The following is a 25,880-nucleotide window of genomic DNA, read 5'->3' as shown; positions in this document are numbered from 1 at the left end:
AGGCGCATCAGAATGCGCTGATCGCTTCGCGATAAACGCGCGCAACCTGCGCGGCGACCACCGGCCGGTCGAAATGCGCGCTCGCATACGCGCGGCACGCTTCGGCATCCGGCACCGCGCGGCGCCCGAGCAGCACGTCGGCAATACCTTCGCCGATCGACCTGAAACCGCTCGACGGCAGCACCAGTTCGGACGACAGCTGCGCCACCGCTTCCGGCAGGCCGCCCACCGGCGTCACCAGCACCGGCGTGCCGGCCGCGAGCGATTCGATCGTGGTGAGCCCGAAGCCTTCGAGCGACACGGTGGGCACCACCGAAAGATCCGCCGCGCGATACCACAGCGGCACCTTCTCGTCGGCCACGAAACCCGCCAGCCGGACATTGCGCTCCAGGCCACGCGAGACGATGCGCGCCTGCAATTGCGCTTCCAGCGGCCCCTTTCCGGCGATGATCAGGAGTACGTCCGGGATCATCGGCTTGACGATAGCCATCGCATCAATCAGATCCTCGAGTCCCATGCGCGACACGAGGCGCCGCATGCAGAACAGCAGCGGCCTGTCCTGCGGCAAACGCAAACGCCCGCGCGCCTCGCGCTTCGTCGCGCGCGTATTGAAATGCGCCACGTCGACACAACCCGGCACGATACGAATGCTGTCCTCACGCACGCCATAGGTTTCGTGCAGAACGCAGCCGAATGCCTGCGAGAGCACGATATGCCGTGTCCCGCTGCGATACACGAAACGTTCGAGCGCGACACGCGCCGCGCGAGACCAGCCGCCACCGCCGCCCGGAAACGATTCGGCCGCCCACGGTCCGTGAAAATGCACGACCTTCGGCACGCGGCGAAATACGCCCACAGTCGGCGCCGCGTAGAGCGCGAAATGCGAGGCGACCACGTCGGGCATCTTCGCGGCCCGCAGCGCGCGCGACTGCCTACGCGAGCCCCACAACCGCGTGCCGAGTTGCGACTGCGCGCCGGCAAAGGCCAGCACGCGCCCGCCCGACGCATCGAACACGCCCGGCGTGCCCGCCACCATGCCGCGCACATTGACGCCCTGGTCGGGCAGCGTATCGATCAACGCCTTGAACATGCGGTCGAGGCCGCCCGGCCTCTCGTTGAACCAGTGCATACCGATTTGCAGCGAGTCGATGGACATATCGGTCATAGCTCCGCCGATGCGGTCGCACACGCCGCCGGCAGCTCGCGCGACGTACGCCGCGCATGCACCTGCTCATAAACCGACAGATAACGCTCGGCCATAGCCTGCCAGCTCAAGGTGCCGGCTACCGCGCGCGCGGCGAGGCCAAGGCGTCGCGCGTAGTCCGGTTCCTTCGCGAGATGTTCGATCGCCACGGCGAGCGCGGCGGCGTCGTTGGGATCGTCGAGCACGATGCCGCTGCCGCGCGCGATCACTTCCGCGCCGCCCGCGGTACGCACGGTAATGACCGGCAGTCCGGCGGACAGCGCTTCGAGCAGCACGAGTCCCATCGGCTCGTAGCGCGAGGGAAATACGAACGCATCGACCGAGCGCATCAGCGCGGGCATGTCCATCACCATGTCCGTGAAGTGGACCCGCTGCGTCAATCCGAGCGACTCCACCAGCGCGGGATACGGACTGTTGTGCAAAATCCCCGCGACCGCCAGATGCACGTTCGGGGGCGTACGCACGAGCGCATGCAGCACCGTGTCGAGATTCTTGCGCGACATGCGCAGGTCGCCGGCGAACAGCAGCATGAACGGTCCTTGCGGCAGATTGAAGCGAGCCCGTTCCGGCGCACCGGGCGTGAATTCGCCGGTGTCGACGCCGTTATGGATCACCTGCACGCGTGCCCCGCCGATGCCCAGCGCGCGAACCTCGCCCGCCACTTTCTGCGACACCGGCACGATCACTTCGGCGTGCCGGAATGCCCACTTCTCACACACGATGTTCAGCAGCGTGTAGGTGACCTGGTACGCGTGATACAGGTTGTGCAGCAGCCGGAACGGATAGAAGCCGCAGCGATACCAGCCGTCGTGGACGAAATGCGCGGCGTTGACATCGGCACGCGCCCACGCAATGAAGCCGTTCACGTGCACCACGTCGAACTCGTTGCGATGCGCGCGAATCCATGCGCCGCAGCGCCACGCGAACATCTGGTATTGAAGCAGCTTGGTCGGCAAACGGCTGGTGGCGACCTGCACGAAGCGCACGTGGGGATGCTGCACCAGTTCAGGCGCCGCCTCGGCGGCGAGCAGCGTCACCGAATGACCGGCGGCGAGCGCCGCCAGCACGATTTCATAATTGACCCGCCCCTGGCCGTCGTTCTTGCGCACGACGTGGGTGACGATCAGAATCCGCATCCTCTTGTCCTTCATCTGGATATCTTGTTGTGACGTGGCGAAGCCGCGGCGGCCACGTTCTGGCGTTCGCGCGCATAACGCAGCGAGATCACCGGCAGCGTCACGCCGAGAAAGAAAAACATTCCCGATACGGAGGTCAGCGTGTTGATGAAAATCATCATCGAGAAAATCGCGACGGCCACGCCGACGCCGGAAATCGCCAGCAGGTCGTTCGGATGCAGCCGGCTCGCGCGGTACGCGCGCCACAGCAGCATGAGCACGCCGGTGGCGTACAGCAGCGTGCCCGGCCACCCCATCACGAAGGGGACTTCCATCAGGCCGCTGTCGAAATCGACCATCGCCGTGGATGATTTGTCGTCGGAGAGCTTGGTGCCGAGTCCGATCGTGCCGAGCCCCTGCCCCGCGATGTCGGTGAACGCCGAGGAGAAGAAGCTCTTGTAGAACTCCGCGCGCGCCTGGTAGCTGTTGTCCTGGCCGAGGTTCTGCATCGTGCTGAAGCGCTGTATCACCGGTTCGGCGACCTGATCGATCATCATCAGCGGCGCGGCCATTACGGCCAGTCCCAGCACGCCGGCCAACAGACGCATGCGGCTTTTGCCGTTGAGCATGAGAAACGAATACGCGAGTGCGATCGCAAAGCCGCCCCACGTGCTGCGCGCGCTGGTGAGCAGCAGCACGGGAATTCCCACGCAGCCCAGCACGATGCGCGCTTTACCGCGTGCCGCGAACGACATCAGCAGAATCGTCATGAGCGTCACCGCGAACGGGCCGCACGAGTTCATCGTGCTGCTCACGCGCATGCCGAACGGCACGGGCTGCCCCTCGGACTGCATTTTCGAAGCGATCAGCCAGAACGCGTCCCACGGCATCGGCGAAACGAATTCGACGAGGCCGTACACGCTCATCAGGAGTCCGCCATAAACAAAGGTCTTCAGCAGCACCCGGTGATAGTCCGGATAATGGCGCCACGTGACGGTGAGATAAAACGCCACCATCACGGGATACAGCCAGTTGATGAGCGTGTAGGTCGCGGCGGCTGGGCCGACCTGCGCCATGCCGACCACATACGCATACAGCAGCGCGATCACGATCAGCACGAGCGGCGCCGCGCGGCGCTGCCCCAACAGCGAGACATGCTTGAGCAAGGTCAGGCCGGTGAGCGCGACGGCAAGCAAAGGCGCGATCATGATCGGACTTTGATCATTGAACGCACCGTTGACGAAGTCCGCGAGACGGCGCACCTCGGGCGTCAGGAAAAACAGCCAGCAGACGAAACCGAGGTAATGCGCGGGCGAGCGCCAGTACAACAGCAACGCGATACCGAACGCTGCGAACGGAAAGAAGTACTCGACCAGTCGGCCCTGATGCAGCGCGATCAGCCCCAACGTCACCGCAAACAGCAGCAACGGCAGGCGCAGCGGATGCCGCAGGCCTCTGACCTGCCTGCGCGTAACCGGCGCAAGCGGCACCGCAGTCGGCGCGGCGGGTCCGGAAACCGTGCCGGGCAGCGCGCGCGGCCTGTCCGGCGCCGGTCTCGCCAGTGCAAGCTGCGCACTGGATGGCGTGACGAGCATTCGCCCCATCACAGCAACTCGAAAGTATTGACCAGCACGGCGCTGTCGCGCTCGCGGCGCCGCACGCCGAACAGCGGCTGACTCACGCGCACCTGGCGAGTGAGGCCGATGAACGGCACGCCATGTTCGAGATACGGCCCTTCAGTCTTGCGAAAGCCGAATTGCTCATAGAAGCCGCGCAAACCGAGCGGTGCGCTGACACGCGCGGCATGTCCCGGCCAACGTTCGGCGAGCGCCTGCAGCACGCGTTCGAGCAGCAGTTCGGCGGTGCCGTCGCCGCGTCGCAGCGGGCTCGTCAGCACCTTGTCGATGGTGATCTCCGGATCTTCCGCGTCGCCCGGTTGCAGGCGCGCATAGGCGAGAATCGGCATCGGGCGCGCCATGTCCTCCACGGCGAATACATGCAACGCGTTTTCGTCGCGGCCGTCGGCGTCGAGACAAACATGCGATTGTTCGACCACGAACACCGCGCTGCGCGCCCGCAAGATCAGATACAACTCGCGTGCCGAAAGTTGATCGAATTCCAGCGTTTTCCAGTTCATCACGTTCCCCAGCGGTCCAATAAATTCAACGAAGCCGGCATCGCGCGCCCGCCTCGACGGCCTGGCTGCCTGCGCCGGCCCGTTCTGATGGCTACACGGTACGTCCGCAAACCGCGTGTTTCCGTGCGCCATCGCACTGACGCTGGGCTTTGACAATTCTTAAATACAGGACATCGGGGCACGGCATGTCAGCACGCCGCCTGAAACCGCACGCCGTGACTGTGAACGCGTCGCGCCCGGCAAATGGACCACACCGGCATGCGCCGCGGCAATGGACACAAAAACGATTCACGTGCGTTCGATCGATGTCCGCAACATTCGAGACCGTTGAATAACTGGGGGACCACACCATGAAAACCGCATTGCGACGCATCCTTTCCGAATCGGCCCGCCTGGATGTCCCGCCGGACACCCTGGCCGACGACGCCGATCTGTACGCCGCGGGCTTGTCATCGCTCGCGACCGTGCATCTGATGCTGGCAATCGAAGATGAATTCGGCATTGAAATTCCGGACCGTCTGTTGACGCGCCGGCTGTTCTCCAGCATCGATTCGATGGCCGCCGCGGTGACCGAGCTGCAACAGGCGAAGGCGGCAGCATGAACGCCCCCTTGCTGGATGCGGCGCCGTCGGCCGCTCATACGCCGGCGCACGACGAAACCGACCCGTCGGTCATTCTGACCGCTGTCGAAACCGAACCCGGCTGGCGCGCGGCCGCGCAACGCTGTGCCGCGGTGGCCGCGCAGTTCGCGGACTCGGTGGATCGCGAAGCACGCTTTCCGGTCGAAGCATTCGACGCCCTCAAGCGCGAGCGCCTGCTCTCGGCGATGGTGCCGGCGGCGTTCGGCGGCGCGGGCCTGTCGCTCGCCGACGTCGGCGCGATCTGCGAAACGCTGGCGCAAGGCTGCGCCTCCACCGCAATGGTGTATGCGATGCACCAGATTCAGGTGGCGTGCATCGAGGCGCACGGCAGCAGCTCGGCGTGGCACCGGAAGTCGCTCGCGCAACTGGTCGAACACCAATGGCTGCTGGCTTCGGCCACTTCGGAGGAGACCATCGGCGGCAATATGCGCACCAGCGCCTGCGCAGTCGAGCTCGACGCTGCGCGCTTTCGCATCGAAAAGCTCGCACCGACGATCTCGTATGGCGCGCACGCCGACGGCATTCTCGTCACGGCCCGCCGCACCGCCGAGTCGGCCGCGGCCGACCAGGTGCTGATCGTCGCGCTGCGCGCCGATACGCAGCTGGAAAAGCGCGGCGGCTGGGACTCGATGGGTATGCGCGGCACCTGCAGCGAGGGCTTCCGGCTCATCGCCACGGGACTGGCCGAACAGCTTCTGCCGACACCGTTCGCTGAGATCGCCGATCAGACCATGCTGCCCGTCTCGCACACGCTGTGGGCCTCGGTCTGGACCGGCGTGGCCAGCGACGCCGTGAATCGCGCGAAAGCCTTCTTCCGCGCACAGGCGCGTTCGAAGCCCGGTTCGATTCCGCCGGCCGGCTTGCGCCTCGCCGAAGCGGTCGGTCTGCTGCAGATGATGCAGGCGCGCCTCGCGGTCGCGCTGGAGGCGGCGCGGGCCGCCCACAGCGCGCGTCACGGCGGCTCGCAAGCCGATGCGCCGCTCGCGGCCATGCTCGGCTTCGCCTCCGACATGAACACGCTGAAGACGAGCATCTCCACCACCGCGCTGCAAGTCGTGCAGGAAGTGCTGATGATCTGCGGCATGGCGGGCTACAAGAACGGCACACCGTACAGCGTCGGGCGCCATTTGCGCGACCTGTACTCGGCGCCGCTGATGATCAACAACGACCGCATTGCGCAGAACACCGCGAGCCTGTTGCTCGCGCAACGTCCTGCCGCCCCCGGGAGAGCCTGAGATGAACACGATGACCGATACCGCCGCGCTCGCGGCCGCAGCACAGCAGGCCGAAGCGCCGAGCTTCCGCGATGAACTGCTGGCCGCGGGCCTGTTGATCGATACCGGCGAAAACGGCCTGTACGGCCGCAGTCAGATTTTCGAAGACGTGGTGGACCGTCTGAACGTGGCGATCACGCATCTGGGCGCGGACCAGCAGCCGGAAGTGCTGCGCTTTCCGCCCGCCATGCGCCGCACCGACTTCGAAGACAGCGAGTATCTGAAGAGCTTCCCGAATCTGGCCGGCACGATTCACTCGTTCTGCGGCGACGACATGGGCCACCGGCGCCTGTTGCGCGCACTCGACGACGCCATGACCGAAAGCGACGACGACCGCAGCGACGCATGGATGGCGCAGCAGAAACCGACCCGCGTGGTGCTCACGCCGGCCGCCTGCTATCCGATCTACCCGGTGATGGCGCGGCGCGGTCCGTTGCCCGCGAACGGCCGCACGATCGACGTGCTGTCGTATTGCTTCCGTCACGAACCCTCGCTCGATCCCGGCCGCATGCAGATGTTCCGTCAGCGCGAATACGTGCGCCTCGGCAACGCTGAACAGGTGATGGCGTTCCGGCAGATGTGGATCGAGCGCGGCTCGCTGCTCGTCAATCTGCTGCAGTTGCCGGTCGAAGTGGATCTCGCCAACGACCCGTTCTTCGGCCGCGGCGGCAAGATCGTCGCCGACAGCCAGCGTGCCCAGGCGCTCAAGTTCGAACTGCTGATTCCGGTGGCCGACCCGCGCGGCAAAACGGCTTGCCTGTCGTTCAACTATCACATGGAACACTTCGGCGCGATCTGGAAGATCGAGTGCGACGACGGCACGGTCGCGCATACGGGCTGTGTCGGTTTCGGCATGGAACGCATCACGCTCGCGCTGTTCCGTCATCATGGGCTCGACGTGAACGCGTGGCCGGACGACGTGCGCGCGCTGCTGTGGGGCGATACCGAAGGACGGGTGGCGCATGGCATCGCGACCATGCAGACAGCGTCCGACGCGGCGGCGCAAGACGCCGGAGAGCGCGTATGAATCCGTCGATGACACCTTTGCCGAACGGCGCGCACACCGCCTTCCCGCCCAGCCGGCGCGCCGATCCGCCGCTCGCGGGCGGCATCGCCACGGTCACGCCAGTCACGCCGGTCACGCGTTCGCGCGAGCATGCGCCGCATGCGCTGCATCAGGGCGAGCGTGTGTGGCAGGAGACCAACTGCTACGTGGACCTGTGGATCGAATTGCTTCATGGCTTCGGCCTCGATCCGCGCGCGGCGTTCGGCTTTACCGTCACGCAGGATTTCGAAGGCGACCAGTTCACCTTCTTCAAGTTTCCGCTCGAGGATATCGAACGGCTCTACGGCACCCAGGTGCAGGAACTGGCCATCTACGATTCACTCGAAGCTCGCGTGCTCGCGCAGACTTCGCGCGGTCATACGGTGCTGGTGGAAGTGGACGGCTATTACCTGCCGAACACGCGCGCCACGTCGTACCGGCGTGAGCATCCAAAAACCACGGTGGGCATCGACTTCATCGATCCCGACGCGCGCCGTCTCGGCTATTTTCACAACACCGGCTATCACCGGCTCGACGGCGAGGACTACGACGGCGTATTCCGCAAGCTGCCGCAGTTCGCGCAGCAGCCCGATCTGCTGTTTCCGTACGTGGAATTCGCCAAGCAGGCGCGGCCCGCGCTCGAAGGCACCGCACTGGCGGAGGCATCGGCGGAACTGCTGTGCGCGCATCTTGGGCGCCGGCCGCTCGTCAATCCGGTTTCGCAATGGCGTGCCGCGTTTCCCGCGCATCTCGAGACGCTGCTCGAACGCGGCGAAAAGTTTTTCCACCCGTACTCGTTCAACCTGATGCGCCAGCTCGGCGCGAACTTCGAGTTTCTCTCGAAGTATCTGCTGTGGCTTTCCGCGCAAGGCTTCGAGATTCCGGCATCGATTCCGGCAGCGGCGCAGAGCATCGCGTCGGAGTCGATGGTCATGCAGTTCCGGCTCGTGCGGGCCATTACCCGCGGGCGCCGCGATCTGTGCGAAGACTGCTTCGACGTGCTCGAAAGCGCTTACGAAAAGACGCTGCCGCCGCTCGCCGCGCTGGTGCTGTGACGCGCCGCGCGAAGCTTTGCGGACTTCTCAGGAACCTGCCGTGGATGGACTGACGATCAACCTCGCGCCCGATGAAGGCGACGCGAGCGGAGCGCTCGTGAGCGCGCCTGACGAAGCCCGCAGCGCCGCGCATACCGGTGCACATGTCGATGTCGCCTCGGCACGGGCATCGCAAACACTCTGGCCGCAGCGGCTCGATATCGGCTGGCAGTGTGTCAGCACGCCGGCGGGCGCATGCGCGTCGCCCGCCGATTTACCCGCACATGGCTGGCTCGCCGCGCAAGTGCCCGGCACCGTTGCGAGCGCGCGGCGTGCCGCGGGTCTGCTGGACATCTCGCAGCCGCCGCCGCTTGCCTTCGACGATCACTGGTATCGCCTCGCGCTCGAAGGCAGCGGCCAACGCCGCTTGCGCCTGCATGGCCTCGCGACCGTCGCCGAAGTGTGGCTCGACGGCGTCAGGCATCTCGACTCCGATTCGATGTTCGTTACGCACGATCTCGACATCGAACTGAACGGCAGCGCGACGCTCGCGCTGTGCTTCCGCTCTCTCACCCCGGCATTGGCGGCAAAACGTTCACGCGCTCGCTGGCGGCCACGGCTCGTGTCGCCGCCCACCTTGCGCAACGTGCGCACCACGCTGCTCGGCCATATGCCAGGCTGGTGTCCTTCGGTGCAGGCGGTCGGGCCGTGGCGTCCGGTCGAATTGCTGAGCGACGCGCCTCACGCATTCGACACCGTGGACATGTCGAGCCGGCTCGACGGCGACGACGGCGTTGTTTCGTTGACGCTACGTTTCGTTCGTCCACAGAATGAAGCGAACTTACGCGCCTCGCTTAAATGCAGGGATGGTGTTTCGTCTTTGCAATGGCGTGATGCATATACACTGACCGGCAGCGTGCGCGTGCCGTGTGCGCAGCGCTGGTGGCCGCACACGCACGGCGAGCCCACGTTATATTCATTGACGTTGCAGCTTGATGACGGGCACCCGACATCTCACGTATTGGGTTTGGTCGGCTTTCGCAGCATTGAAGTGGACCGCGGCGCCGACGGCATGGGCTTCGCATTGCGCGTAAATGGCCTGCCGGTGTTCTGCCGCGGCGCGTGCTGGACCAGTGCGGACCTCGTCACCCTCAACGGCACTGAGGCGCAACTGCGCCACGCTTTCACGCTGGCCCGCAATGCAGGCATGAACATGTTGCGCGTGGGCGGCACGATGGTCTACGAGTCCGACGCGTTTTATGCGCTCGCCGACGAATACGGCATGCTCGTCTGGCAGGACTTCGCGTTGGCGAATTTCGACTACCCGAGCGATGCCGCGTTCAGTGCGTCGATCGAGCGCGAAGCCACCCAGTTTCTGACGCGCACACGGCGCTTCGCTTCGCTCGCGGTACTGTGCGGCGGCAGCGAAGTCGACCAGCAGGCGGCCATGTTCGGCCTGCCGCCTTCGATGCGCGCGCAACCACTCTTCACCGAACAGTTGCCCGCCATCGTCGCGCGCGAACGGAGCGACGTGCCGTACGTGAGCAACTCGCCATCGGGAGGCGTGTGGCCGTTTTCGACTAACGAGGGCGTCACTCACTACTACGGCGTAGGCGCCTATCAGCGTCCGCTCGACGACGTGCGCCGCTCGCAAGTGCGCTTCGCCGCCGAATGCCTCGCCTTCGCCAACGTGCCCGACGACGCCACCTTGCACGACGCGCCCGGCACGATTCATCTGCACGATCCGCGCTGGAAAGCCGCCGTGCCGCGCGACCCCGGCGCCGGCTGGGATTTTGACGACGTGCGCGACCACTATCTGCAAACGCTGTACGGTGTCGAGCCCGCATGCTTGCGTTACGAAGACCCCGAGCGTTATCTGGACCTGTCGCGCGCAGTGGTCGCCGAACTGATGGGAGACGTATTCGCCGAATGGCGCCGCAACGGTTCGACATGCGGCGGTGCGCTGGTCTGGCAGCTTCAGGATTTGCGAGCCGGTGCAGGCTGGGGCTTGATCGATGCCACAGGACGGCCTAAAAGCGCCCTGCACGGCCTCGCGAAAGCCCTGCAACCCATTCAGGTGCTGATGACCGACGAGGGCCTCAACGGGCTCGATATTCATCTGCTCAACGAGCGCGCGCAGCCCCTCGTCGCACAACTCGAACTGGTCTGCCTGCGCGAGGGCAGCGTCAAGGTCGCCTGCGCAAGCTGCGAAGTCGAGCTTGCGTCGCACAGCGCGCAACGTATAAGCGCGGCCGCGTGCCTCGGCCAGTTCTTCGATTTCACGCACGCGTACCGCTTCGGCCCGCGCGCGCACGACGTGGTGATGGCCACGCTGCGCGACAAGGCGAGCGGCGAGATCGTTTCGGAAGCGTTTTATCTGCCGGAGCGGCGCGTTGCCGGGCGCCACGATCTGGGAGTGAGCGTTGCCGCCGAGCGTAACGGCGACGGCTGGCAGCTCGTGATCGAAACAAAGCGCTTTGCGCGCTTCGTTCATATCGTTGACACACACTACCGCGCCGCACACGACTGGTTCCATCTGCCGCCGAACCGGCGTTGCGTCGTGCCGCTCATTCCGCTCATGCCGCACGACGGATTCGTTGCACACGCATCGAATGCCGTGTTTAAAGCCGATGCAACATACGCGGCGCCCGCCGGCGAAGTTCGCGCGGTCAATGCGATATCCGCCACGTTCTACGGCTGAACGTCTCCCTGATCTGGCCACCCCTTCGCGAGGCGCGTAAAACCTCGCGCTGCGCGAATCCATCTGTCTGGTCTGCGGAATCACTGTTGGTTTTTCTCAGACTTTTGCGGCGCCAAAAACATCATCGGTGCGGCGCCGCACATAGCGTGTCGAACACATCTGAATCAATTCCGGCACATCCCGGACGCCGCATGAAAACACGCCCAGTAAGGCTGATTCACCCCTGAGACACCTGGCACCCACCCCCTTCCGTCAGCCGCCAGCCCAGTCCCAGCAAGGCATTGATCCAAACGAAGGGGCTCTGCGAAACGTGCGGCGGGCGCGAGGCCGGTGTACAGATTTGAAACAAAAAGCCGCGTTTGGCTTCGCGCAGCGCTAAGCCTTCGTGCGTTACCCCGCACCAGTCCTCGTTTTCCCTATCGCTGGCACGCTCCTCGCTAATAGAAGAGCGCAACACCGCGTCACCGCAGACGAGATAGACAACCACGGCGGCGCATCAGGCCAATACGGGGCCGGTCCTGTTCATCCTTCGCTGCTCGCCAGGCAGCACGTGTTTATCAAGGGATGCAGGCATCGGATCAAAAACAGAAAGTCACGCAGAGCGCGACTTTCACGCGAGGACCGATCATGTTGACACTTCAATCCGATTTGCACGGTAACCATTTGCTCGGCGCACTGCCGTCCCACGAATGGCAGGCACTGGCACCCCACCTGGAACTGGTTCACCTGCGCACCGAGCAATTGCTGTGTGACTCGGGTCAACGCATTCATCATGTCTACTTCCCCACCACCGCGATCATCTCGATGCTCTCGACGATGGAAGACGGCAGCTCCGTCGAAATCGCCGCGGTCGGCCGCGAAGGCATGACGGGCGTGCCGGTGCTCACGGGCGGCGAAACCATGCCGAACCGCGTGCAGGTCCAGTGCGCCGGTTTCGCGTACCGGATGAGCGCACAGGCGCTCAAGCAGCAATTTGCCCGCTCCGACTTTCTACGCCGCCTGATGCTGCTGTACATGCACGCCCTGCTCACGCAAGTCGCGCAAACCGCCGCCTGCAACCGTCATCACGCGCTGAACAAGCAACTGTGCCGCTGGTTGCTGATCGAGGTGGACCGCGTTGCATCGAACGATCTCACCGTTACCCAGCAACTGATCGCCGACATGCTCGGCGTGCGCCGCGAAGGCATTACCGAAGCGGCCGGCAAGTTGCACGACGAAGGCCTGATCCATCACAGCCGCGGCCATATCAAGGTGCTCGACCGCAAAGGACTCGAGGCACGCGCCTGCGAATGCTATGGCCTCGTCAAGCGCGAATTCGACCGCCTGCTGCCGCGTCTGCGCCAGGCCGAAGCCGTCGAGTAAGCGCAGGTCCGTTCGACTAATGGGTAGAGTCAAACATGTTCAGGAATACTGCGCGATTCCTCGACGCACTCTTCGTGATTGCGGGAGGCCTGCTCGCTCACTGGATGCGGTTCTCGACGCCGATTGCGCTGTCGGACACCGAGCGTCTTCTGATCGCCTTTAACTGCGTACTGGTCCTGCTGCTGTTTCCCGGCTTCGGGGTCTATGAAACCTGGCGCGGCAAACACCTGTCATCCATGCTGGCGAGAGTGGCCGCAGCGTGGATAGTGGTGGTCGCCACCGCGCTCTTTCTCGCGTTCACGCTGCATCGCATGGATGCCGTGTCGCGTTTGTGGTTCGGCTACTCCACGCTGATTTCCGGCGCACTGATCATCGCGACCAAGTGCCTCGTGCACGTGGCGCTGCGCATCGTGCGGCGCCGCGGGATGAACTACCGCACCGTGGCGATTGTCGGCGCACCCGGCTTCGCACGCACGCTGCTCGCCCATCTCGAACATGCGCCGCAAGCCGGCTTCAAGCCGGTGTGCGTATTCGACACCAGCATCGAAGCGGCCGAATCGTACGGCGCGCGTCTGAACCGCCTGCCGGTACTGACCGATCTGAACGCCTTCGCCGCCAGGGTGCGCGAAGAACACGTGAACGAAGTGTGGCTCGCGTTGCCGCTTTCCGAAGAACATACGATCTACCGGTTCACGCGCATGTTCCGGCATGACTTCGTGAATCTGCGCTTCATTCCCGATGTGCGCAGCCTTTCGCTTTTCAATCACGCGCTGGTCGATGTCGTCGGTTTACCCACGCTCAATCTGAGCGCGACGCCCTTCTCGTCGCCGCAGATGTGGCCCAAGCTGATCTTCGACCGCCTGTTCGCGGCGGCTGCGCTGCTGGCGCTCGCGCCGGTGTTCGTGGTGCTCGCGATCGGCATCAAGCTCAGCTCGCCGGGACCGGTGTTCTTTCGCCAGATTCGCAAGGGCGTGGACGGCCAGCCGTTCGCGATCTACAAGTTCCGTTCGATGACCGTGCATCACGAAGCGCAGGGCCAGCTCACCCAGGCCTCGCGCAACGACGCCCGCGTCACGAAGCTCGGCGGCTTCATGCGCCGCACTAGCCTCGACGAGCTGCCGCAATTCCTCAACGTACTGCTCGGGCAGATGTCCGTGGTCGGCCCGCGTCCGCATGCGGTCGAACACGACGATCTCTACAAGGATCAGGTGTACGGCTACATGTACCGCTACCGGATCAAACCGGGCATTACCGGCTGGGCCCAGGTCAACGGCTATCGCGGCGCCACCAGCAAGGTGGAAAAGATGGAAGCGCGCGTCAAGTTCGATCTCTTCTACATCTACAACTGGTCGTTCTGGTTCGACATGAAGATCGTGTTCATCACGATCTTCAAGGGCTTTGTCGGCCGCAACGCATTCTGATCATGCCAATACGGGAACCGTTCGTGAAAGTCTCCGTGATCGTGCCGACCTACCGGCGCACCGCCGACCTGGCGCGCTGCCTCGCGGCACTCGACGCCCAGGAGCGCCGCGCCGACGAAGTGATCGTGATCGCACGCCACGACGATTACGCCACGCTCGACTGGTTGCGCACCCGCGAGGCCAACCGGCCCGACTCGCGCCGCGCGGTCGTGCTGGTGCGCGAGCCGGGCGTGGTCGCCGCTTACAACCTCGGCATCGAAAGCGCCAGCGGCGACGTGCTCTGCTTCACCGACGACGACGCCGCGCCGCACTCCGACTGGGTCGCGCGGATCGCGCGCGCCTTCGAACGCGATGCGACGCTCGGCGGCCTGGGCGGACGCGACATCGTGCACGAACGCAACGGCATCCTGCAAGGGCAGAAGCCGCGCGTGGGGATCGTGCGCTGGTATGGGCGAACCATCGGCAATCACCATATCGGCCACGGTGAGGCGCGTGAAGTCCACGTGCTCAAAGGCGTGAACATGTCGTTTCGCCGCGAGGCGATCGGCGCGCTGCGTTTCGACGCCCGCTTGCGCGGCACCGGCGCGCAGGTTCACTGCGAGATGGCCTTCAGTCTGGACGTGCAGCGGCGCGGCTGGAAACTGATCTACGACCCGGCGCTGCTGGTGGAGCACTTCCCCGCCCAGCGCAGCGACGAAGACCAGCGTTTCACCTTCAACGACGCGGCGTTCTATAACGCGTCGTTCAATCTCCGACTCATCATGTGCGAATACCTGACGCCACCCGGCCGATGGGCGTTCGTTGCTTACTCGACGCTGATCGGCGATCGCGCGGACCCGGGGTTCCTGCGCGCATTGTCGCTAGCGTTCGAGCGCGGCGGCGTGGCACTTGCGCTTCGCAAATGGCGGGTCGGTTTACGCGCAATGCGCGGGGCATGGCAGGAAGCGATGCGCTGACCGATCGACGCACCGGATCGACGCACCGGTTTCTCGCGAGGGACCACGACATGATCATCAAAACAATGGCCGCCGAGCTCGCGGCCGTACCGCTCTTCCACACCGCGCTGTTGTTCAGAAAAATTGCTCGCAACGGGGAATCACTATGAGTACATATGACATGCTGGAGCCGGGACCGGCGTCCAGCAGCGACGAAGATGCCGTGATGCGCGACCTCCTGCGCATGGTCATGGATCAGATCTGGTGGGTGATCGGCATTGCCGCGAGCGTGATTCTCGCCGCGGTGCTCTATACGAAGATCGCCACACCGATCTATTCCGCCGACGCGCTGCTTCAGGTCGACGCGCAAAGCAGCAACAACGGCAGCGGGCAAGCGCAGAACTCGGCGTCGCTGATGCCGACGGTCGGCCCGATGCGCACCGACGCCGAGATCGAGATCGTCAAGAGCCGCGCCGTGGTCGAACCCGTGGTCGAACAGTTCAAGCTGAACTTCACCACGTCCGAGAAGTCCGTGCCGGTGCTCGGCAGGATTTCGGCGCTGTTCGCGCGTCCGGGCCATCCGCTCGGCGCGGCCTTCGGCCTGGATTCGTATGCGTGGGGCGGCGAGCAATTCGAGGTCCAGTCGATCACCGTGCCGAAGTCGCTCGAAGGCGCGCGCCTGACCTTGCGCGTGCTGGACCACGGCCGCTACGAACTGAGCGACGCGTTCGGCCAGCAGATCCTGACCGGCGTGGCCGGCCAGGAAGCCGAAGGCGGCGGCGTCACGCTGTTCGTGAAGACACTGGTGGCGCGTCCCGGCACCGAGTTATACGTGACGCGCTACAACCAGCTCGACGCGGTCAACGGCCTCGCGGCCGGTTTGCAGGTCACGGAGAAAGGCCGCGACACCGGCGTCGTGCAACTGTCGTACACGGGCACCGACCCGCACGCGATCACCGACATCGCCAACGCGGTGGCACAGTCGTATCTGAAGCAACGCACCGAGCGCGCGCAGGAAGAAGCGAGCCGCATGCTGACCTTCCTGAACGGCGAATTGCCGCGCCTGCGCGAAGAAGTGAAGAGGACGGAAACCGCCTTGTCGGAGTATCAGTCGAAAGTCGGCTCGTTCTCGTTCCAGCCGACTCAGGAAGCCGGCGTATATCTGGCCGGCGGCCTCGACTACGACAAGCAGCTCGGCACGCTGCGCATCCAGCGCGCGCAACTGTTGCAGCGTTTCACCGAAGCCTCTCAGGAAGTGCAGCAGGTCGACGCGCAAATCGCCGCGATGACGCGTGAGAAAAAGCACTTCGAAGATCACTTCGCGTCCCTGCCGAGTTCCGAGCGCAACGCCATCGCGTTGCAGCGCGATGCGAAGGTTGCCGAAGAAATCTATGTGACGCTGCTGAACAAGACGCAGGAGCTGTCGATTTCGCGTGCCGGCACGATCGGCAACGTGCATATCATCGACGAAGCGTTGCTGCCGTCCCAGCCGGTGCGGCCGAAGTCGGCGCTGATCATTTCGGCCGGCACGGTGCTCGGCGTGATCGGCGGCATTCTGTTCGCGTTCTGCCGCCGCACGTTCTTTACCGGCGTGTCCGATCCCGAGTTCGTCGAACGGCGCTTTCATCTGCCGATCTTCGGCTCGATCGCCTTCAGCCCGGAACAGGCGCGCAGCGACCGGCAATTGAGCGCGACGCGCCGCGCCGCCCTGCCCGCGCCGCGCTCCACGCCGACGGAGGTACGTGCGGCCGCCGACGAACCTGCGGGCGTCATGCGGCTGTTGCGGCCGCGCCCGGCGGCCGGCGGTCAAGCCAGTGTGCCGGTGGGCACGCAGACCATCATCGGGTCGGGCAAGACACCGATACGGCCGCTACTGGTCAAGACGCATCCGTACGATACGACGGTGGAAGGCTTGCGCGGTCTGCGCGCCACGCTGCAATTCGGCCTGCTCGACGCGCCCAACCGGATCGTCGCGATCACGAGCCCGGCACCTTCGGACGGCAAGAGCTTTTTGTGTGCGAACCTCGCCGCGCTGATGGCGGAATCGGGCAAGCGCGTGCTGCTGATCGACGCCGATCTGCGGCGCGGCCGGCTCGCGCACTATCTCGGCCGCTCGCCGAACGGCGGCCTGACCGAGTTGCTGACCGGCGAGGCGGACCTCGAAACCGTGGCGCGCGCGACCGGCGTGGACGGCCTGCACTTCATCGCGGCGGGCGCCTATCCGCCGAATCCGTCGGAGATTCTGACGTCGTCGCGCTTCAGCGAGATTCTTGCGCGCTTCGAGCAGGAGTTCGATCTGGTCATCGTGGATACGCCGCCGCTGCTGGCCGTGGCTGACGCGGCGGTGGTCGCCAACATCGCCGGGTCCACCGTGCTGGTGATGCGCTCCGGCGCACACACCGAAGGCCACGTGGCCGACGCGCTGAAGAAGTTGCGGCGCGCGCGGGCCCGGGTGGTGGGCGGCGTGATGAATGCCGTGCCGCTCAAGAGCCACAATCGCAACGGCACGTACGACTATGCGTATGCGTACACGTACTCCGCCGGTGATCCGCCCGACATTCACGCGCCAGGCTAGAGCGCGTTGAGCGTGGGATAACGAAAAGGGCTGCGCCGCATCGAGGGCGCAGCCCTTTTTGTATTGGGCGGGTCTACAGGGCGGAGGGAGGACACCGATACCGGCGGTTAGAAATGCCGCCGACGGTGCATGGACAGAACCGAACCGAAGTGATGTGAAGAGAAGTGAACTGAAGGACCGGAAAAAGCTTGCCGGTCAGCGCAGCGCATGGCACAGGGCCGGCGCTGCGCCGTTTTTACAGAAACGCACTGACGTCGGTATGAAAACGCACGGCCAGGGCCTTGGCCACCTTCTTGCTGATGGCGCGGCGGCCCGCAAGAATGTCGCTCACCACGGTGGGCGATGCGATACCTATCAGGTCTTTTTGCCTGAGCCCATGCGTTTCCAGCAAATGACGCAACACCTCGCGCGGTTCCGCTTTTGGAATCGTGACGTTGTGCGCTTCCCAGCTTTCGATCAGGTCGGTCACGATCGCGAACAGATCGGACAGCGGATCCTCCTCGTTGCCGTTCAGATGATCGGCAAGCGAGTTGGCGAGCCGCACCATGGTCTGGTAGTCCTGCTCGTTGCGAATGGGCGTGATCGGCAACTGGGCTTGCAGCGCGGCCCAGGTTTGTGCGATGTCGGGAAAACCTCCCGGAAGGCGATCGGCATTCATGAGTTTAGATTCTTCCTCGTCCAAAGGTCGTACTCCGCATGCGTCAATACATGACGAACGAATAACGACTGCCTGTTGTAGTGAATCGCCGCAACGATCCTGAACCGGTTGCCGCCTACATCGAAAACGGTGTATTGAGGCGGCACGTAGTCCACGCCGGCGAACGTCTGCTTCAGGTCGTTATAGCCATACGCGAGGCATGCCTGCGCCAGTGAATACCACGTCAATAGCGCACTGCGCGCCCCCGGATGTCTGTTTATGAAGTCCAGCAACGCTTTCTTTGAAATGACCCGCATCGGATTTCCTTGCACGTAATCGCGCGCTGAACATGGGCGCGCCACCGGCAAGGCTAAACGGAGCGAATCGACAACGATAGCCGGCCGGAAGGCATAGTCCGAACGGCTGTTTACAGCTCACTGCGGGACAACGAACAGCATTTTATTCTCGTTTCGCGAACTTCGCGATATGCGAATAATGAGACGACCTACCGCTGCCCAGCGGTCGTCTCTCCACCATGCGCAAGCCACTGACGTGGTCGCCTTCGAGCCCGTCAGCGGCCCCAACTGCTTTTCGGCGCCGGTTCGGCCGGCCAGCGTAGATCCTGGGGCTGGGCGGCCGGATCGGGCTCGACCCGCTCCACTGCCCCGACCCGATGACGCAGCCCCGCCGCCGCGATCGTGCGCGTGACCTCGGCCATGAATGCGCGCCGGAACACCGCCGCCGAAAACCGTTCAGCGTTCGCACGGCATGCCGCCGGCGTGATCTGGTTGCGCTGACGCTCGAAGCGATCGATCGCGTCGAGCATCGACACTACCGTCTGGCGCGCGAAATACACGCCGGTGGGATGCGCCTCGCCGATCGGCACCACGGTTTCAAGCGCGCCGCCCTTGCCGAATGCGATGACCGGCGTACCGCATGCCTGCGCTTCGAGCGGGACGATGCCGAAGTCCTCTTCGGCGGCGAACACGAAAGCTCGCGCGCGTTGCAGGTGATCCTTCAGAACCTCGAACGGCTGATAACCGAGAATCGTCACATTCGAGCGGGCCTTGGCACGGATCGTCGCCATCTCCGGCCCGTCGCCGATCACGATCAGCTTGCGGTGCGGTGTGGCATTGAAGGTCTCGACAATCAGATCGATACGCTTGTAAGGCACCATTCGCGAAGCAGTCAGATAAAAGTCTTCCTTGCGCGTACACAGTTCGAATTCCTGCACGTCGACGGGCGGCGGAATCACGGCCGCATCGCGCCGGTAGGTTTTCATCATGCGGCGCGCCACGAACTGCGAGTTCGCGATCAACCGGTCGACGCCGTTCGCCGAATGCGAATCCCAACCGCGCAAGTAGTGGAGCAGCGCGCGCGCCGCCCACGACTTCGGTCCATGCGTCAGATTCGCTTCGCGTAGGTACTGATGCTGCAGATCCCACGCGTAGCGCATCGGTGAATGCACATAACTCACATGCGTCTGATCCGGGCCGACCAGTACACCCTTGGCGACCGCATAAGAACTCGTAATGATCAGATCGTAGCCGGACAGATCGAACTGTTCGACAGCAAGCGGCATCAACGGCAAATAAGCTCGATAGTGGCGTCGTGCGAACGGCAGCCGCTGAATGAACGATGTCGTCACGGGCTTGCCGCCCAGGGGTCTACGGTCTTCGAGGAAATCGACAAGACTGAAAAGATCCGCGTCGGGAAAGCACTCGATGATCTGCTCAAGCACCTTCTCCGCCCCGCCCGGCGCGACCAGCCAGTCGTGCACGATCGCCACTTTCATGATCCCCCCGATTTTTAATTAACGCCTCTTGGGCTTAGCAACGAGTGTATGTGGCGCATCGTTGGCTGTGCGTGCGCGTGCCCACATTCGACGCGCGACTGTACGCGAATAATCAGGTATCGCCATTCGCCTATTGCGAACCTGCGCCTTCTCGCTTTCTATTACTTCGCCTTCCTATGCGCCCGACGATCGAAGCCTCGCCACTCGCCCCGCTTACTCATTCCTTGCAACTGGTTCAGCCCACGCTGATCGATCCACCTGCTGCACCCGCGCCTTCTGCATCGACGGCAACCGCTGCAGCGCCCGCCATACCTCGCGTGCTGTTCGTCGATCAGAGCGGCCAGCTCGGCGGCGCTGAATTCGCGCTGCTGCAACTGGCGGGACATTGCGCCGCGCGCAGCGAAGTCGTGCTGCTTTCCGATGGCCCGTTTCGCGCGCGCCTCGAAACGCTCGGCGTGCGCGTGCAGGTGATCAACGACGCGCGGGTGTCGAACGTCGAGCGGCAAGCGTCTGTGTTGAACTGTCTGCGCGTCGTGCCCGGCATCCTGCGTCAGGTGCGCGCAATCGCCACGCGTGCACGACGTTTCGACGTGCTGTTTCTCAACACGCAGAAAGCGCTGGTGCTCGGCGCGCTCGGCAAACCGCTGCATCGCAAACCGGTGATCTGGTATCAGCACGACATTCTCACGCGCGAGCATTTCGGGCGCGTGCAGTTGAGTGTCGTCAAATGGCTGGTGCGCTTCGCGGTCGATCACGTGGTGGTGAACTCGCAGGCGTCAGAGCGTTCGCTCGCGGCGCTGACCGGCAGCGCGGCCGGCTCGGCACCGGTCGTCTATAACGGTATCGACGCCGCCGCGTTCAGCCGCGTGAACGGCAGCGACATGGCCGCGCTGCGGCGGCGCCTCGGCTTGCCGGAAACGGCCTGGCTCGCGGGTCTGTTCGGCCGCCTCGCGCCGTGGAAAGGCCAGCATGTCGCGCTCGACGCGCTCGCGCGCTTGCCGGACGCGCATCTCGTGCTGGTCGGCGCCCCGCTATTCGGCGAGGATGCCTATGCGCAGCGCCTGCGTGAGCAGGCCGCGGCGCTCGGCGTGACCGATCGCGTGCACTTTGCGGGCTTTCAGGACGACGTGCCCGCGTGGATGAAAGCGATGGACGTGATCCTGCATACATCGACCGAACCCGAGCCGTTCGGACGGGTGGTCGTCGAAGGGATGGCGGCGGCGCGCCCGGTGATCGCCTCGGCGGCCGGCGGCGTAACCGAGATCGTGCGGCACGGGCACAACGGCTGGCTGGTGAAACCAGGGGATGTCGCGGCGCTAGCGGAGGCAATCGGCACGTTGCGTGCCGATCCGGCCTTGGCGCAGCGTCTTGCAAAACAGGCGCTGGCCGATGCGCAAGCGGAATTTTCGGTGGAGCAGTATTTGCAGCGGATGACGCAGGCGATCAGGCAGGCCGCGCGTTGATGCACGCGTTGATGCAGCTTAGCGCACGTTAAGCATGCTCACGCATATCGACTCGAGTCCCGCATTCGCTGTCTGCGCGAGCCGGTTGACCCGAACTCGCGCGCGACGATCGGGCGGCGTTGCTCAGCCCTTGCTGTACTCGATCGTCTCGACGCCGGTGTCCGTGCCGAGCAGGCACAGATTGGCGCCACGACTCGCGAACAGGCCCACCGTCACCACGCCCGGCCATGCGTTGATATGCGTTTCCAGCGTGCGCGGGTCGCTGATGCGCAAACCCTTGACGTCGATGATCTCATTGCCGTTGTCCGTGATGAACGGCACGCCTTCCTTAGTGACGCGCACCACCGGCACGCCGCCGAGCGCCGTGACGCGGCGGCCGATCGAGGTGCGCGCCATCGGCACCACTTCGATCGGCAGCGGGAAATTGCCGAGCGTTTCGACCAGCTTGCTGGCGTCCGCGATACACACGAACACGTCCGACACCGACGCGACGATCTTCTCGCGCGTGAGCGCGCCGCCGCCGCCCTTGATCATCGCACCGCTGTGGTCGATCTCGTCGGCGCCGTCCACGTACACCGGCAGCAAATCGATTTCGTTGAGATCGAGCACCTTGAAACCGTGCGACTGCAGCCGCGCGGTGGTGGCGAGCGAACTCGACACCGCGCCGCGATAGCGCGTTTTGTCGGCGGCCAGCGCGTCGATGAAACAGTTCGCGGTGGAGCCGGTGCCGACGCCGATCACCGAGCCTTCGGGCACGTTGGCGTTCACGTAGTCGGCGGCGGCCTGGCCGACCAGTTGTTTGAGTTCGTCTTGAGTCATGGAAGAGGCTGGCGGGCAGTAGAAAAACGGTAGTTTACCGGAGTGGCGCGCGAGCGCCGGCCGGGCTTACTTCTTCACCGCCCGCTGCCGCACGGCTTCGAACAGACAAACGCCGCTCGCCACCGAGACATTCAGGCTTTCGACCGTGCCCGCCATCGGAATCTGCATGACCACGTCGCAGGTGTCGCGCGTGAGACGCCGCATGCCCTCGCCTTCGGCGCCCATCACCAGTGCCACCGGACCGTCCAGCTCGGTGTCGTAGAGGCTTTTGGTGGCCTCGCCGGCCGTCCCGACGACCCACACGCCCGCGTCCTTCAACTCGCGCAGCGCGCGCGCCAGATTCGTCACGGTGATGTACGGCACGGTGTCGGCCGCGCCGCTCGCCACCTTCGCGGCCGTCGCGTTCAGACCCACCGCGCGGTCACGCGGCGCGATCACCGCGTGCGCGCCGGCGGCATCGGCCACGCGCAAGCAGGCGCCGAGGTTGTGCGGATCGGTCACGCCGTCGAGCACGAGAATCAGCGGCGAACCGTTGATGCCGTCGAGCAGCTCGGCCAGGTTCTGCGCGAGCGGCATGTCGCCCGCGCGCGCGACCACGCCCTGATGGCGCTCGGTGTGCGCGAGGCCCCACAAACGCGTTTCGTCGGCGGCGATCAGGCGCACGCCGGCCTCTTTCGCCGCGTGCAGGAATTCGGTCATGCGACGGTCTTTGCGCGTCGCGTCGTAATAGACATCTTCGACTGTCGACGCATCGTGCCGGATACGCGCGGTCACTGCGTGGAAACCATATAAAACCTTGAGACGTGCCATGACTGATACAACCTTTGATTGAGCGCGCGTGCAACACGCGCTGCTGTGATGAATATGAATCTGCGCAAACCTGCCTGCCGCGCTTCGCCGCCACGTTTCGCCGCCACGTTTCGCTGCCGCGTTCGAATGCCTGCCGGCGATAAAACGCAGACCGCGCGCATCGGGCACGTTGCTACGTGCCCGATGCGCGCGGTTCAGGCAGTCCGGCGACTTCAGCGCTTCTTGCGTGCCTGCGGTTTCGACGCCGATTTGGTCGCGGCGCCGTGCTTCTTCGCCGCGCCGCGCGCCGCGCGCGCTTCCTTGACCGCCTCGGTTTGCGCGGGCGCGGCGCGCTTGCGGCGCGCGCCCGGCGCTGCCGTGCCGCCTTCCGCCGGCGGCAGCGCACGCACGCGTGCACCGCCGTTTTCAGCGGACGACTTGTCAGCCCCCGGCCCACGCGCCAAAGGCGGCTTGATCGGCGTGTCGCGCACGAGCCGGAAGTCGATCTTGCGCGCGTCGAGATCGACACGGCTTACCTGCACCCGCACCCGATCCGACAGCCGATAACGGATGCCGGTGCGCTCGCCGCGCAGCTCGTTCTTGATCTCGTCATACTGGAAGTAGTCCGAGCCGAGTTCCGTGACGTGCACGAGGCCTTCAATGAAGAGCGAGTCGAGCTGCACGAAAATGCCGAACGAAGTCACGCCATTCACCATGCCGCCGTACTCTTCGCCGAGCTTGTCGCGCATGAAGTAGCACTTCAACCAGGCTTCGACGTCGCGCGAGGCTTCGTCGGCGCGGCGTTCGTTGGCCGAGCAATGCAGACCGAGCTCTTCCCAGATCGCCACGTTGTTGCCGCGCACGCGGCCGCGTTTTTCGTCGTCGGCCTGCTGCATGGCGCGAGCGCGCGGCGAGAGCGCCGTATTCAACTCGACGCCTTGCGGCGGCTCCGGCTGATACTTGCGGCCCTGCAGGATCGCGTAGATCGCGCGGTGCGTGAGCAGATCGGGGTAACGTCGAATCGGGCTCGTGAAGTGCGCATACGCCTCGTACGCGAGACCGAAGTGGCCGATATTGTCCGGGCTGTAGACGGCCTGCTGCATGGAGCGCAGCAGCATGGTTTGCAGCATCTGCGCGTCGGGCCGCTCGCGAATCTGCGCCATCAGCGCGGCGTAGTCGCTCGCGTGCGGCTTGTCGCCACCGTTGAGCGTGAGGCCCATGCCGCGCAGGAAGGTGCGCAGATTCTCGAGCTTTTCCGCGGTCGGCCCGGCATGCACGCGGAACAGTCCCGGATGTTTGTTGCGCTTGAGGAAGTCGGCCGCGCAGACGTTAGCGGCCAGCATGCATTCCTCGATCAGCTTGTGCGCGTCGTTCCGCGTGCGCGGAATGATCTGTTCGATCTTGCCCTGCGCATTGCAGACGATATACGTTTCGGTCGTATCGAAGTCGATCGCGCCGCGTTTCTGGCGCGCGGCGAACAGCGACTTGTACACGCCGTACAGATTCTGCAGTTGCGGCAGCAAGGCGGCGCGGCGCGCGGCCTCCGGGCCCTTGGTGTTCTTCAACACCGCGGCGACTTCCGTATAGGTGAGCCGCGCGGCCGAGTGCATCACGCCGGGATAGAACTGATACGCCTTCACTTCGCCGCGCGTGGTGACGATCATGTCGCACACCAGCACGCAACGGTCGACGTTCGGATTCAGCGAGCACAATCCGTTCGACAGCTTCTCCGGCAGCATGGGAATCACGCGGCGCGGGAAATACACCGAGGTGCTGCGCTCGATCGCGTCCGCGTCGAGCCCGCTCTTCGGATGCACGTAATGCGACACGTCCGCGATCGCGACGATCAGGCGGAAGCCCTCGCCGCGGCCGACCTGAACCGGCTCGCAGTACACGGCGTCGTCGAAGTCGCGGGCGTCTTCGCCGTCGATCGTGACGAGCGGCACGTCGCGCAGATCGATGCGATGACGCGCATCGACCGGGCGCACTTCGTCGGGCAGCCGCGCGGCTTCGTCGAGCGCGGCCTGGCTGAATTCGTGCGGCACACCGTATTTGCGCACCGCGATTTCGATTTCCATGCCGGGGTCGTCGATATCGCCGAGCACTTCCACCACGCGGCCGAGCGGCTGCGAATGACGGCTCGGGAAATCGGTCAGCTCGACCACCACCACCTGGCCCACCTTGGCCTTCTTGGTGTTCTGCTGGATCAGAATGTCGTGGCCGATACGCTTGTCTTCGGGCGCCACAATTAGCGCGCCGTTCTCGTTGAGCAGCCGGCCGATCACGCGCTTGTTGGCGCGATCCGTGACCTCGACGATGTGCCCTTCCGGACGGCCGCGCCGGTCATAGCCGACGATGCGCGCGAGCACGCGGTCGTTGTGCATGACCTTCTGCATCTCGCCGGTGGGCAGGAACAGATCGTCCTGGCCGTCGTCGCGAATCAGAAAACCGTAGCCGTCGCGATGGCCTTGCACGCGGCCCGCGACGAAGTTCGACGGATGAGTCAGTTGATAGAGATTGCGCTGATCGAGCCGGATCTGGCCGTCGCGCTCCATCGCGCCCAGGCGCTTGAAAAATCCTTCGCGCTCCTGGCGCTTGATCGACAAGGCTTCGGCGATGTCGTTCGCGGCAAGCGGCGCTTCACTCGTGCGCAGGACGCCGAGGATTTCTTCGCGGCTTGGAATCGGATACGGAAATTTGCTCAAGGGCTTGTCGATGATTTTTTCTCGTTGCATGGACGTCGGTCTGCGATGTGGCTCGGCTTGGGAAGCGATGACGGCGCGCTTCGCTTGCGCTTCAGTCGCGCTTGAATTGCACCTGCAAATGCACAGAAAAGACTGCTCGGGTCCGGCTCGGTCAAGGCTGAGTCCGACGGGCGTGTGCACCGTGCCAACGAACTACTGCGAGGCATTCTAACACCCGTATTGCGCGCC

20 protein-coding genes are annotated in these 25,880 nt (G+C 64.5%); 10 read left to right on the top strand and 10 right to left on the bottom strand.

Annotated features, from left to right (window positions below):
- Nucleotides 1–7: 7 nt before the first annotated feature.
- From NE850_RS17805 to NE850_RS17790, 4 genes are read right to left on the bottom strand one after another with little or no spacing between them, the layout of a single operon-like run.
- Nucleotides 8–1,165, bottom strand: coding sequence for a glycosyltransferase family 4 protein (locus NE850_RS17805; protein ID WP_007182178.1), 1,158 nt, complete (start codon nt 1,163–1,165; stop codon nt 8–10).
- Complete coding sequence (locus NE850_RS17800; RefSeq protein WP_007182179.1) at nt 1,162–2,340, bottom strand: glycosyltransferase family 4 protein; 1,179 nt, start codon at nt 2,338–2,340, stop codon at nt 1,162–1,164. The genes NE850_RS17805 and NE850_RS17800 overlap by 4 nt, the downstream gene beginning before the upstream one ends.
- 11 nt (nt 2,341–2,351) lie before the next feature.
- On the bottom strand, nt 2,352–3,923 hold the full coding sequence (locus NE850_RS17795) for an O-antigen ligase (protein WP_165185733.1): 1,572 nt from the start codon (nt 3,921–3,923) through the stop codon (nt 2,352–2,354).
- Complete coding sequence (locus NE850_RS17790) at nt 3,923–4,456, bottom strand: GNAT family N-acetyltransferase (RefSeq protein ID WP_007182181.1); 534 nt, start codon at nt 4,454–4,456, stop codon at nt 3,923–3,925. The genes NE850_RS17795 and NE850_RS17790 overlap by 1 nt, the downstream gene beginning before the upstream one ends.
- Before the next feature lie 350 nt (nt 4,457–4,806).
- On the opposite strand from NE850_RS17790, the gene NE850_RS17785 reads away from it, so the two are divergent.
- The 9 genes from NE850_RS17785 to NE850_RS17745 all read left to right on the top strand — a co-directional run bounded on the left by NE850_RS17785 (nt 4,807) and on the right by NE850_RS17745 (nt 17,444).
- Nucleotides 4,807–5,058: an acyl carrier protein gene (locus tag NE850_RS17785; protein ID WP_007182182.1), complete on the top strand. Its 252-nt coding sequence runs from the start codon at nt 4,807–4,809 to the stop codon at nt 5,056–5,058.
- A complete protein-coding gene (locus tag NE850_RS17780; protein WP_310699016.1) occupies nt 5,055–6,332 on the top strand; it encodes an acyl-CoA dehydrogenase family protein in 1,278 nt (425 codons plus the stop codon). The genes NE850_RS17785 and NE850_RS17780 overlap by 4 nt, the downstream gene beginning before the upstream one ends.
- A gap of 1 nt (nt 6,333) precedes the next feature.
- Complete coding sequence (locus tag NE850_RS17775) at nt 6,334–7,398, top strand: amino acid--[acyl-carrier-protein] ligase (RefSeq protein ID WP_007182184.1); 1,065 nt, start codon at nt 6,334–6,336, stop codon at nt 7,396–7,398.
- Complete coding sequence (locus tag NE850_RS17770) at nt 7,395–8,471, top strand: DUF1839 family protein (protein ID WP_165185730.1); 1,077 nt, start codon at nt 7,395–7,397, stop codon at nt 8,469–8,471. Before NE850_RS17775 ends, NE850_RS17770 begins: the two co-directional genes overlap by 4 nt.
- A gap of 40 nt (nt 8,472–8,511) precedes the next feature.
- Nucleotides 8,512–11,151: a glycoside hydrolase family 2 protein gene (locus NE850_RS17765; protein WP_165185727.1), complete on the top strand. Its 2,640-nt coding sequence runs from the start codon at nt 8,512–8,514 to the stop codon at nt 11,149–11,151.
- 627 nt (nt 11,152–11,778) lie between these two features.
- Complete coding sequence (locus tag NE850_RS17760; RefSeq protein WP_007182187.1) at nt 11,779–12,513, top strand: Crp/Fnr family transcriptional regulator; 735 nt, start codon at nt 11,779–11,781, stop codon at nt 12,511–12,513.
- 35 nt (nt 12,514–12,548) lie between these two features.
- Nucleotides 12,549–13,934, top strand: a complete 1,386-nt coding sequence (locus NE850_RS17755) for an undecaprenyl-phosphate glucose phosphotransferase (protein WP_007182188.1) — start codon at nt 12,549–12,551, stop codon at nt 13,932–13,934.
- A 2-nt stretch (nt 13,935–13,936) separates the two neighbouring features.
- Nucleotides 13,937–14,890 carry a glycosyltransferase family 2 protein gene (locus NE850_RS17750; protein ID WP_007182189.1) on the top strand — a complete coding sequence of 318 codons (954 nt, stop codon included), beginning with the start codon at nt 13,937–13,939 and terminating at the stop codon, nt 14,888–14,890.
- A gap of 145 nt (nt 14,891–15,035) precedes the next feature.
- Nucleotides 15,036–17,444: a polysaccharide biosynthesis tyrosine autokinase gene (locus NE850_RS17745; RefSeq protein WP_165185721.1), complete on the top strand. Its 2,409-nt coding sequence runs from the start codon at nt 15,036–15,038 to the stop codon at nt 17,442–17,444.
- A 235-nt stretch (nt 17,445–17,679) separates the two neighbouring features.
- On the opposite strand, the gene NE850_RS17740 is transcribed toward NE850_RS17745, so the two are convergent.
- The 3 genes from NE850_RS17740 to NE850_RS17730 all read right to left on the bottom strand — a co-directional run bounded on the left by NE850_RS17740 (nt 17,680) and on the right by NE850_RS17730 (nt 19,876).
- Nucleotides 17,680–18,102, bottom strand: a complete 423-nt coding sequence (locus NE850_RS17740) for a type II toxin-antitoxin system HigA family antitoxin (RefSeq protein ID WP_035518172.1) — start codon at nt 18,100–18,102, stop codon at nt 17,680–17,682.
- Nucleotides 18,099–18,398: a type II toxin-antitoxin system HigB family toxin gene (locus NE850_RS17735; protein WP_007182193.1), complete on the bottom strand. Its 300-nt coding sequence runs from the start codon at nt 18,396–18,398 to the stop codon at nt 18,099–18,101. Before NE850_RS17735 ends, NE850_RS17740 begins: the two co-directional genes overlap by 4 nt.
- Nucleotides 18,399–18,652: 254 nt before the next feature.
- Complete coding sequence (locus NE850_RS17730; protein ID WP_007182194.1) at nt 18,653–19,876, bottom strand: glycosyltransferase family 4 protein; 1,224 nt, start codon at nt 19,874–19,876, stop codon at nt 18,653–18,655.
- A 176-nt stretch (nt 19,877–20,052) separates the two neighbouring features.
- On the opposite strand from NE850_RS17730, the gene NE850_RS17725 reads away from it, so the two are divergent.
- A complete protein-coding gene (locus tag NE850_RS17725; protein ID WP_007182195.1) occupies nt 20,053–21,339 on the top strand; it encodes a glycosyltransferase family 4 protein in 1,287 nt (428 codons plus the stop codon).
- 123 nt (nt 21,340–21,462) lie between these two features.
- Here the strand turns inward: NE850_RS17725 and rpiA are convergent, their stop codons facing one another.
- From rpiA to rnr, 3 genes are all read right to left on the bottom strand, one after another.
- Nucleotides 21,463–22,158, bottom strand: coding sequence for a ribose-5-phosphate isomerase RpiA (rpiA, locus tag NE850_RS17720; RefSeq protein ID WP_007182196.1), 696 nt, complete (start codon nt 22,156–22,158; stop codon nt 21,463–21,465).
- 66 nt (nt 22,159–22,224) lie between these two features.
- Nucleotides 22,225–22,968, bottom strand: coding sequence for a 23S rRNA (guanosine(2251)-2'-O)-methyltransferase RlmB (gene rlmB / locus NE850_RS17715; RefSeq protein ID WP_007182197.1), 744 nt, complete (start codon nt 22,966–22,968; stop codon nt 22,225–22,227).
- A 212-nt stretch (nt 22,969–23,180) separates the two neighbouring features.
- Complete coding sequence (gene rnr, locus NE850_RS17710; RefSeq protein ID WP_007182198.1) at nt 23,181–25,682, bottom strand: ribonuclease R; 2,502 nt, start codon at nt 25,680–25,682, stop codon at nt 23,181–23,183.
- Nucleotides 25,683–25,880 lie beyond the last annotated feature (198 nt).

It is taken from the genome of Paraburkholderia sp. USG1 (assembly GCF_031570135.1).
Classification (GTDB): domain Bacteria; phylum Pseudomonadota; class Gammaproteobacteria; order Burkholderiales; family Burkholderiaceae; genus Paraburkholderia; species Paraburkholderia dioscoreae.
Note: the sequence above shows the minus strand (reverse complement) of the source record. Positions and strands in the feature narration are given on the sequence as shown.

Excerpts from the sequence above, each read along its gene's own strand:
- NE850_RS17755 (WP_007182188.1), top strand. The coding sequence starts at position 12,549 with ATGTTCAGGAATACTGCGCGATTCCTCGACGCACTCTTCGTGATTGCG.
- NE850_RS17760 (WP_007182187.1), top strand. The coding sequence starts at position 11,779 with ATGTTGACACTTCAATCCGATTTGCACGGTAACCATTTGCTCGGCGCA.
- rlmB (WP_007182197.1), bottom strand. The coding sequence starts at position 22,968 with ATGGCACGTCTCAAGGTTTTATATGGTTTCCACGCAGTGACCGCGCGT.
- rpiA (WP_007182196.1), bottom strand. The coding sequence starts at position 22,158 with ATGACTCAAGACGAACTCAAACAACTGGTCGGCCAGGCCGCCGCCGAC.
- NE850_RS17795 (WP_165185733.1), bottom strand. The coding sequence starts at position 3,923 with ATGGGGCGAATGCTCGTCACGCCATCCAGTGCGCAGCTTGCACTGGCG.
- NE850_RS17790 (WP_007182181.1), bottom strand. The coding sequence starts at position 4,456 with ATGAACTGGAAAACGCTGGAATTCGATCAACTTTCGGCACGCGAGTTG.
- NE850_RS17770 (WP_165185730.1), top strand. The coding sequence starts at position 7,395 with ATGAATCCGTCGATGACACCTTTGCCGAACGGCGCGCACACCGCCTTC.
- NE850_RS17805 (WP_007182178.1), bottom strand. The coding sequence starts at position 1,165 with ATGACCGATATGTCCATCGACTCGCTGCAAATCGGTATGCACTGGTTC.
- NE850_RS17750 (WP_007182189.1), top strand. The coding sequence starts at position 13,937 with ATGCCAATACGGGAACCGTTCGTGAAAGTCTCCGTGATCGTGCCGACC.
- NE850_RS17730 (WP_007182194.1), bottom strand. The coding sequence starts at position 19,876 with ATGAAAGTGGCGATCGTGCACGACTGGCTGGTCGCGCCGGGCGGGGCG.
- NE850_RS17780 (WP_310699016.1), top strand. The coding sequence starts at position 5,055 with ATGAACGCCCCCTTGCTGGATGCGGCGCCGTCGGCCGCTCATACGCCG.
- NE850_RS17735 (WP_007182193.1), bottom strand. The coding sequence starts at position 18,398 with ATGCGGGTCATTTCAAAGAAAGCGTTGCTGGACTTCATAAACAGACAT.
- NE850_RS17740 (WP_035518172.1), bottom strand. The coding sequence starts at position 18,102 with ATGAATGCCGATCGCCTTCCGGGAGGTTTTCCCGACATCGCACAAACC.
- rnr (WP_007182198.1), bottom strand. The coding sequence starts at position 25,682 with ATGCAACGAGAAAAAATCATCGACAAGCCCTTGAGCAAATTTCCGTAT.
- NE850_RS17725 (WP_007182195.1), top strand. The coding sequence starts at position 20,053 with ATGCGCCCGACGATCGAAGCCTCGCCACTCGCCCCGCTTACTCATTCC.
- NE850_RS17800 (WP_007182179.1), bottom strand. The coding sequence starts at position 2,340 with ATGCGGATTCTGATCGTCACCCACGTCGTGCGCAAGAACGACGGCCAG.
- NE850_RS17745 (WP_165185721.1), top strand. The coding sequence starts at position 15,036 with ATGAGTACATATGACATGCTGGAGCCGGGACCGGCGTCCAGCAGCGAC.
- NE850_RS17785 (WP_007182182.1), top strand. The coding sequence starts at position 4,807 with ATGAAAACCGCATTGCGACGCATCCTTTCCGAATCGGCCCGCCTGGAT.
- NE850_RS17775 (WP_007182184.1), top strand. The coding sequence starts at position 6,334 with ATGAACACGATGACCGATACCGCCGCGCTCGCGGCCGCAGCACAGCAG.